This is a genomic window from Rhodococcus sp. Chr-9, assembly GCF_000801125.1.
Taxonomy (GTDB): domain Bacteria; phylum Actinomycetota; class Actinomycetes; order Mycobacteriales; family Mycobacteriaceae; genus Rhodococcus; species Rhodococcus pyridinivorans.
Window position 1 is genome coordinate 1 of record NZ_JTIZ01000112.1, and the last position, 8,725, is coordinate 8,725.

The following is an 8,725-nucleotide window of genomic DNA, read 5'->3' on the forward strand; positions in this document are numbered from 1 at the left end:
TCGACCTCTACCAAGAAGCCGCCTACACCGACAACCACGGACACCAGAACCCGTGACCGCCATCTCGGTCACCTCGAGGGGCTCCCAACTGCGAAGGTGATCGCACCATCGAGCCCCACCCCACAAGCCCCCTCCCACCTCCCCTCCAATTCCCGAACATATTCCGCACGGGACGTGAGACGTTCGAAGGACCTGATCGATGACAACTGACACCGGCAATACCGGATCCAACCCCTCACCACCGGCGACTCCGATCAAACGGGTCGCAACGGCCAGCTTGATCGGTAGTGCCCTCGAGTGGTACGACTTCTTCTTGTACGGCACCGCTGCCGCACTGGTTTTCGGCCCGTTGTTCTTCACCGGCGATGATTCGTTGACCGGTACGCTGGCGGCTTTCGGCACCTTCGCCATCGGCTTCGCCGCCCGNTGACCGACTCGGCCGGAAGTCGATGCTGGTGATCACCTTGATGATGATGGGCGTATGTACCGCACTGATCGGTCTGCTTCCCACCTATCAGCAAATCGGCTTCTGGGCCCCGGTCCTGCTGGTTGTGCTTCGCATCATCCAGGGCATCGCAGTCGGCGGTGAATGGGGCGGTGCTGTGCTGCTGATCAGTGAGAATGCTCAACCCCATCGCCGAGGCTTCTTCTCCGCCTTCAGTCAGGTCGGCGTCACCATCGGTTTCATCTTGTCATCGTCGGTCTTCGCCCTGGTCACTCTCCTTCCGGACGACCAGTTTCTGACATGGGGTTGGCGCATCCCCTTCCTGCTGGGCCTGGTTCTCATGCTCGCCGGTTTGATCATCCGCATGAAGATCGCCGAAACCCCTGTCTTCCAAGAACTGCAGACCGAAGGCAAGGTCGAGCGTTACCCCGCACTCGAGGCGATTCGCACGCAACGGCGCTCCATCCTGCTCACGGTCGGTGCGCGGATGGCTGAGAACGGCGGCTCCTACATCTTTCTGGTCTTCTCCCTGGCGTACGGCAGTCATCTGGGTATCAGCAGCGATGTCATCCTGCCGGCCATCATTGCGGCCAACGTCGTGCAGACCTTCACCATGGTCGGCTTCGGCAGACTGTCCGACCGTGTGGGTCGCCGACCGGTCTATCTCTTCGGTGCGATCGGCGTCGTCGTGTGGGCAGTGCCGTTCTTCCTGCTGATGAACACGGGAACACCGGCAATGATCTGGATCGCCATCATCGTCGCCGTGGGTCTGTGCCATAGCGCCATGATCGGCACCCAACCGAGTTTCTTCAGCGAGTTGTTCACCGGCAAGGTCCGCTACAGCGGTCTGTCGATCGGTCATGAAGTCGCGGCGATCTTCGCCGGCGGCATTGCCCCACTCATCGCTACGGCCCTGCTCGCCTGGGCCGGGCACTTCTGGCCGATCGCCATCTACCTGGCGATTCTCGGTCTGATCAGCACCATCGCGGTCTACTGCGCTCCCGAGACCGCAAGCCGGTTCCAGACCTCGACGCCGGGCTCGGGTCGCGATCACAACTCAGCGAACACAGGACGCATCGGAGAGTCGGTATGAGCGCCGCCAACACTGCTGTCCTCATCGGCGCTGCAGAAGAGCCCTACACTCGGCATCCCGCCGGCGCTACGACTACACAATCGATGCTTGCTGCCGCCATCCGCAGTGCTGTCGCCGACGCGGGTTTGACGATTGCGGATATCGATGGCCTGGCGGTATCGAGCTTCACCCTCAAACCCGACCATGCTGTCGATCTGGCCGTGAAGTGTGGTTTGAGTCTGCGCTGGATCATGGAAGACACCAACGGCGGCGCCAGCGGGGTCAACATGCTCCAACACGCGGTACGCGCAGTCGAAGCCGGCGACGCCAACACAATTGTCATCGCCGCTGGTGACCGTATGACTCATGACGACTTCCGGATCCTGGTCTCCGAATACAACGGCATTACTCGAGACCACGTCACACCTGCCGGTATGTCGGGTCCCAACGCAATGTTCGCTCTGCTGACCCAGCGCCACATGAAAAAGTACGAACTGGCGGAAACCGACTACGGCGCCATCGCTGTGGCCCAGCGGCAATGGGCATCGCTGAATCCCCGTGCGGTCTACCGCACGCCCATGACACTCGACGATTACCTCGCCGCCCCGATGGTGGCCGCACCGCTGCGGCGTTTCGACTGCGTTCCCCCCGTCAGCGGTGCTGATGCTGTCGTCGTCACCCGAGCGGACCTGGCTGCCGACCGACATACTGTCCGAGTTCGCGCCATCGGCGGGAGTATCAACTGGGACAACCACACCGGTGACGGATTACAGACAGGATTGACAGATATCGCACCCGGTCTGTGGGAGCGCAGCGGCGTGGACCCGACCGATATCGACCTCGTCAACGTCTACGACGACTACCCCGTGATGGTGCTCATCCAACTCGCCGACCTCGGGCTCGTGCCTGATGACGACTTCGGCAAAGCGGTACATCGCATGCTCCACCACCGATGGCCCGTCAACACCTCGGGCGGGCAATTGTCCGCAGGCCAGGCAGGGTCGGCAGGGGGACTGCACGGGCTCGTTGAAGCGACTACGCAGTTGCTCGGGCACGCCGGGAAGCGGCAAGTCGAAGCACGCCTGGCGGCAGTGACCGGATACGGCATGGTCACCTACCGCTATGGTGCGTGCGCCAACATGACGATTCTGGAGGCGATGTGACTACCGGAATCCAGATGCAGCGCTGCACCCGATGCGCCACCGTCGCCTTTCCGTTCCGGCTCCTGTGCCCTCACTGCCATGGTCACGAATTCGAGAACGTCATGGCACGGCAGGGCACCGTCGAAGAATGGACCGCCCAACACACCGAACCACCTACTCGCTTCGCCTCCGTCCGCTGCGACCTCGGCCCCATCGTCGTCGCGGCCGTCCACGGTCCGCCCATCACACCGGGAACGACGATCGAGCTGACCTCGATACCTCCGACAGCGCCGGACAACCCGATCGGGTACGTACCGACACCCCACGCCCAGGAGAAACGATGACAGTGGAACTAGCTGCACGCGAACGTGCGTCCGCGCCCTTACGTGGACTGCCCATCACCGAATGCACGTTGCCGGCGTTGTTGAACCGACAGGCCGACGCCTTCGGGAGCAAGACATTGCTCGAGATCGACGGCTCGTCCTACACCTACATCCAGGTTCGTGATCGCGCTGCCATGACGGCCGCGGTGTTCGAACAGGCTGGAATCCGGTCCGGAGACCGAGTCGCGACACTGACGGGCAATCGACTCGAACTGCTGGAAACCATCCTGGGAGCTACCTGGATGGGGGCGGTGGCGGTGCCCTTGAACGCAGAACTGCGAGGAGAGCAACTTCTCCATGCGCTGGCCAACTCCGGCGCCCGCATTCTGGTCATCGAACCCGCTCTGCTCGAACGGCTCCAGGAGATCACCCTCCCCTCCACATTGGAGCGAGTGTGGTCCTTGGACAGCCCTTCCGCCGAGCCGGTTTCTGCGCTACGTGTCGAGCGATTCCCCGCACTCTCGGGTGCGAGACCGGCCGCGCCTGTTGCTCCGGGAGACACCGCAGCACTGCTCTATACCTCGGGCACCACCGGTGTGTCCAAGGGAGTGTGTTGCCCTCATGCCCAGTTCTACTGGTGGGGCGTCAATGTCAGTGAGCAGCTCGGTATCACCGAGAAGGATGTCCTTTACACCTGTCTGCCGTTGTTCCACACCAATGCCCTCAATACCTTCGTCCAGGCTCTGGTCTCGGGTGCCACTTTCGTTGTCGGCAGACGATTTTCCGCCAGTCGATTCTGGCAAGAGGTCACCGAATCGGGTGCTACGGTCACCTATCTGCTCGGTGCGATGATCAACATCTTGTGGTCCCGTGAGCCAGGTCCCTTCGACCGCGCCCACCGGGTGCGTATCGCGTTGTCACCGGCCACACCGGCCACCTTGTTCGAACCTTTCCGGCAGCGTTTCGGGTTCGATCTCAGCGACGGGTTCGGATCCACGGAAACGAACGCGGCGATCAACTCGGCGCCAGAAGCGCCTCGGGCCGGTTATCTGGGGCGCGTGCAACCCGACTTCGAAGCGATTGTCGTCGACGAATACGACGTGGAAGTTCCGGACGGTACTCCGGGCGAACTGCTGTTGCGATCCCGTGTGCCGTTCGGCTTCGCCACCGGCTACTTCACCATGCCGGACAAGACCGTCGAAGCCTGGCAGAACTTGTGGTTCCATACCGGTGATCGGGTGGTCCGGGAGCCGGACGGATGGTTCAGATTCGTCGATCGTCTCAAGGACGTGATCCGGCGTCGCGGCGAGAACATCTCCTCGTTCGAGGTCGAGCAGGTTCTTTGTCTGCATCCCGGCGTGAAAACCGCCGCGGCGTTTCCGGTGGCATCGGACATGGCCGAGGACGAGGTCATGGTCTCAGTCGTGCCCAAGGAGGGCTACGAACTGCACCCAGCAGACATCGTGGCCCATTGCAGCGACAGGCTGGCCAAGTTCGCTGTGCCCCGCTTCGTCGACATCGTTGCCGAACTGCCCAGGACCGCCAACGGCAAGATACGCAAAGCGGAACTCCGCGAGCGCGGCAGGACCGACACCACATGGGATCGCGAACACATTCACGATCGGTAACACCACTTTCCGTGACGGCAGGGCTGCCGAAGTCTTCGGCTGCCCTGCCGATATTGCGGCCTATCTACGTGGCCACCGATCCGGTGGTGACAGAAAAGACAGTGCACAATGAAGACCCCAGCATCGACCGGGGCGCATCCGTGGCGTCAGTGGCCTCATCGACGTCGTACGCTCCAAGAAATCATTTGTCACGCTGCTGAACACCAGGCGGATGAACCGGTACTGACCGTCGCCGATCGCTCCTATACCGGACGTGACCTCGCCGATGTCGCTGCCCGCTGTGCGCAGTTCTTGCAGCGTCACGGTGTCACACCCGGGGACCGGGTGGTCGTTGCCACCGCCAATCGCCGAGAAATGATCGAACTGTTCCTCGGGTGTGCGTGGAGCGCAGCAGTATTCACTCCTCTCAACCCTGCACTGCGGGGGGAGATGCTGCGCCACCAACTCCGCGCAGCACGCCCTACTGTGGTGGTGTTCGATCGTGTCACCGAGACCAATCTCGCCGAGGCGAGCGATGTATTCGATCACCCGGATCCGGTGTTGGTCCGGATCTCGACAGAGCCGCTGGACGGATATGCCGACGATGAAGTGGATCGACACCACGCTTCGGTAGCGAATGCAGTCGAGTTCCAGCTCGGGGAGACCGGCGCCGAAGCAGTTACGGTAGTGCCGGAGACGACGGCGGCCATCTTGTTCACCTCGGGTACCACGGGACCATCAAAGGGTGTCATCATGCCCCATGGGCAGTTCTTTTGGTGGTCGGTGATCTGCACCGAGCAGTTGCAGTTGACGTCGGCCGACACCTTGTACACCTGCTTGCCGCTATTTCACACCAATGCGCTGACCACGCTGTTGCAGGCGCTGGGCGCCCAGGCACGCGCGGTCATCGGTCCGAAGTTCTCGGTGTCGGCGTTCTGGGACCGCCTGCGTCAGTCCGAGGCCACGGTCACCTTCCTTCTCGGGGCGATGAGCAGCATGCTGTGGAACCGCAAACCCAAGGTGTTCGACAAGGAGAACTCCGCACTGCGTGTGATCCTCGGACCAGGCATCGAACCTGCCATCAAACGCGACTTCGAAGACCACTTCGGAGTCGAAGTGGCCGAGGGCTTCGGCATGACCGAAATCGGAGTGGCGTTCTATACCCCGTTGGGCCAGCACACCGAAGGACTGCTGGGATTTCCCCATCCGGACTACGAGGTCGCTGTCGTCGATGCCGCGGATTGCCCGCTGCCGGACGGGCACGTCGGTGAGCTCGTCATTCGCCCCCGGCAACCTGCTCTGATCTCGGCGGGGTATTTCAACGCCCCCGAGGCCACGACTTCCTCACGTCGCAATCTGTGGTTTCACACCGGTGATCTGGTGAGGAAACAGTCAGATGGTATGTACCGATACGTCGACCGGCTGAAAGACTCGATCCGTCGCCGCGGCGAGAACATCTCCAGCTACGAAGTCGAAGCTGCCTTCCTCGAGCATCCGGAGGTGGCTGCAGCAGCAGCGATCGCAGTACCGAGTGATCTCGGTGAGGACGAAGTGATGGTCTGCTTGCAGATGACCGACGGTAGTACCACCGAGATCGAAAAACTGATGGCATTCGCGGAACCTCATCTGCCGGCCTTTGCGCTGCCCCGCTATGTGCGTATAGTCGCCGCCTTACCGCTGACTGCCAACGGCAAGGTGTCCAAGGCAGTTCTTCGGAACGAGGGTGTCACCGACGACACGTGGGAAAAGCTGTAGCCGTACCACGGGTTCAGCTCCGAGACGAGTTGCGTTCAGTCACTCTGAAGCAGGCGAGGTTCTCGTCCTGGACAGATGCAGTGCCCCGCCAAGGATGAGCTTGGCGGGGCACTGCATCTGTCTAGGGTCCGGTGTCGTTGTCCTCGTCTATCGGCCGGAGTGTGCGGCGCACGGGTTCCGTTACGTCCTTTGCTGCTCGACGGAAGCGAAGGAACGAAGAGATTCAGTGCCCGCCGCTGACCGTCAGGACATGTCCTGTGATCGCGCCTGCATTCTCGGACGCGAGGAACGCCACCGCCGCGGCGACCTCGGCCGCTGTCACCAACCGGCGAAGCGGAGTGTGTTCGACGAGCTCGGCGACGACATGCGGGGCAATCGTGGCGCCTTTCTCGGCGGTCAGGCCGGGAGCTACGAGATTGACCGTGACTCCTGCCGGCCCCAGCTCCCACGCCAGCGCGCGTGAGGCCGCAGTCATCCCGCCCTTGGCGGCGATGTACGAGACATCGGACTGCATCGAACCGTCGACCAGATCGGTGGAGACGGTGATTATTCGTCCCCAGTGGTGGTGGGCCATTGCCTGTGCGCAATGCCGAGTGATCGCTAAGGTGCCCTCGAGATTCGTGCGCACAAGCGACGCCCAGTCCATTGTGGTCTGGTAGAAAGGCTCCGCCTGCTCGACATTGTCTGGCCAGGCCACCGCATTGTTCACCAGCACACCCAGAGGGCCGAGTTGGGCGTGCATCCTTGCGATCGTCGGAATCACCGAGTCCGGATCGTCCAGCACCGCTGGGACGGCCCTTGCGGCTCCGCCCTCGGTGTTGATCTCATCTACGACTTCCTGTGCCCGTGTGCTGTCACCTCGATAGCCGACTCCGACGGCGAACCCGGATCGGGCCAGAGCAAGGCAGATATGTCGTCCGATGGCGCCGGCGCCGCCGGTGACCAAAGCGCTACGGTGTTGTTCCGGTGCGGAGGCCGTCACGAAATCGGCTTCCCCTCGCTGGTGGACCATTTCGCCATCAACTCGTTCGACGGCAAAGTCTTGTCGACCAGCTTGCGTGCTTGTTCGATTCCTGCCACAGGAAGTCCGGTCGGTTCCAGCAAGCCGATCTGCACCAACACACCGGCCTGATCCCAGTAGATATGTTCGTTGCAAAGCTTGTCGCCTTCGATGGTGACGATGGCCACGAGGGGGATCTCCACATACTTGCCGGTGGGCGGGATACCGGGAAGAAGCCAATCCATCTCTCGATCATGTGTGAAGCACAGCAGCTGTTCTTCGACAATCCGGTTGGCACCGACGGTACGAGACAGGGTGATGGACTTCAGGTCGGAGGGATTGGTAGGGACGAAGTGGTAGGCATAGAACCGGGACAGATCCTTCTGTCCCACTCCGCCAGTAAGTGTCGGGATGTGGTTGACGTACGGTTCGTCGATCATCGTCGCCATGGTCGCGGGCACATCGCGGGTGACGAATTCGTGGTAGACGTGATTGTCCCAGATCGCGTTGAGATCGTATCGGGGGCCGATCGTGTTGCGTAGCACTGCCAGTGTTCGAGCGTAAGCGAGGTCGGCTGCAACCGGATCGAATACGTCTCGTCCGGTCGTGCCGAACGCGTGGTCTACACCGTCGTAGTCGTAGATCTGCACAAGATCGTTGTCGGTAAACGCTGCACGGATAGCGGTTCGCGCCGGCTCGGGGCAGAATGCGTCCAGCTCGGCCAGGTGGAATGAAGTCGGCACCTGCAGGTTCTTTGCCTCGTCGAGGTGCTCATGTACGCCGACACCGTAATAACTTACCGCGCAGTCGATGTCGAGACGGACCGCCGATAGATAGGACAGTAACCCGCCCATGCAGTATCCAACGATGCCAACCCCCCCGGCCTGATTGTCGAACGCACGCAGGGTGCGAATGGTATCGGCGATGTCGTCGATCGCGGTGTCATTGTCGAGCGCATCTCGAAGTTGCAGTCCGCGGGCAACGCCGTTGTCGTCGTAACCCAGTTCCACGCGCGGTTCGGATCGCCAGAACAGGTCCGGCACGAGCACGACATAGCCTTCTCGGGCGTACAGCTCGGCGGTTTCGCGCATGTAGTCGTTGACGCCGAAGATCTCCTGTAACAAGACCAGGCCGGGTCCGGATCCCTGCTCGGGTTCGGCGAGGTAGGCGGCGAATGTTTCGCCAGAGGCCTTAACGATATCGATGTACTTACCCATGGAAGTTCCAGATCCTTCTTCGAGGCCGTTGTCTGCGGTGCTCGGGGCACTGCATCCACGGTGGTGATGTACTTACTGCTGCACCGTCGTCGCCGGTTCGAGGGTGTCTTCTACGGTTTGGTGTCCGTGGTTGTCGGTGTAGGCGGCTTCTTGGTAGAGGTCGA

General features: G+C 61.7%; 7 protein-coding genes. 5 read left to right on the forward strand and 2 right to left on the reverse strand.

All coding sequences use genetic code 11. From position 1 onward, the window contains the following. Positions 1-473 precede the first annotated feature (473 nt). The 5 genes from QR64_RS28905 (at position 474) to QR64_RS17905 (ending at position 6,344) form a co-directional block, all read left to right on the forward strand. Positions 474-1,538, forward strand: a complete 1,065-nt coding sequence (locus QR64_RS28905; protein WP_411908088.1) for an MFS transporter — start codon at positions 474-476, stop codon at positions 1,536-1,538. Then, complete coding sequence (locus tag QR64_RS17890; protein WP_052040231.1) at positions 1,535-2,680, forward strand: thiolase family protein; 1,146 nt, start codon at positions 1,535-1,537, stop codon at positions 2,678-2,680. Before QR64_RS28905 ends, QR64_RS17890 begins: the two co-directional genes overlap by 4 nt. Further along, a complete protein-coding gene (locus QR64_RS17895) occupies positions 2,677-3,003 on the forward strand; it encodes a Zn-ribbon domain-containing OB-fold protein (RefSeq protein ID WP_033098826.1) in 327 nt (108 codons plus the stop codon). The genes QR64_RS17890 and QR64_RS17895 overlap by 4 nt, the downstream gene beginning before the upstream one ends. Beyond that, complete coding sequence (locus QR64_RS17900) at positions 3,000-4,610, forward strand: ATP-dependent acyl-CoA ligase (protein WP_039586545.1); 1,611 nt, start codon at positions 3,000-3,002, stop codon at positions 4,608-4,610. Before QR64_RS17895 ends, QR64_RS17900 begins: the two co-directional genes overlap by 4 nt. A gap of 108 nt (positions 4,611-4,718) precedes the next feature. Next, positions 4,719-6,344 (forward strand): AMP-binding protein, encoded by a 1,626-nt coding sequence (locus QR64_RS17905; RefSeq protein ID WP_084222362.1) that lies wholly within the window; start codon positions 4,719-4,721, stop codon positions 6,342-6,344. A 223-nt stretch (positions 6,345-6,567) separates the two neighbouring features. Here the strand turns inward: QR64_RS17905 and QR64_RS17910 are convergent, their stop codons facing one another. Then, entirely contained in the window at positions 6,568-7,326 is a 759-nt protein-coding gene (locus QR64_RS17910) for an SDR family NAD(P)-dependent oxidoreductase (RefSeq protein ID WP_157741807.1), read from the reverse strand. After that, a complete protein-coding gene (locus tag QR64_RS17915) occupies positions 7,323-8,561 on the reverse strand; it encodes a dienelactone hydrolase family protein (protein ID WP_033098824.1) in 1,239 nt (412 codons plus the stop codon). Before QR64_RS17915 ends, QR64_RS17910 begins: the two co-directional genes overlap by 4 nt. Positions 8,562-8,725: the final 164 nt, after the last annotated feature.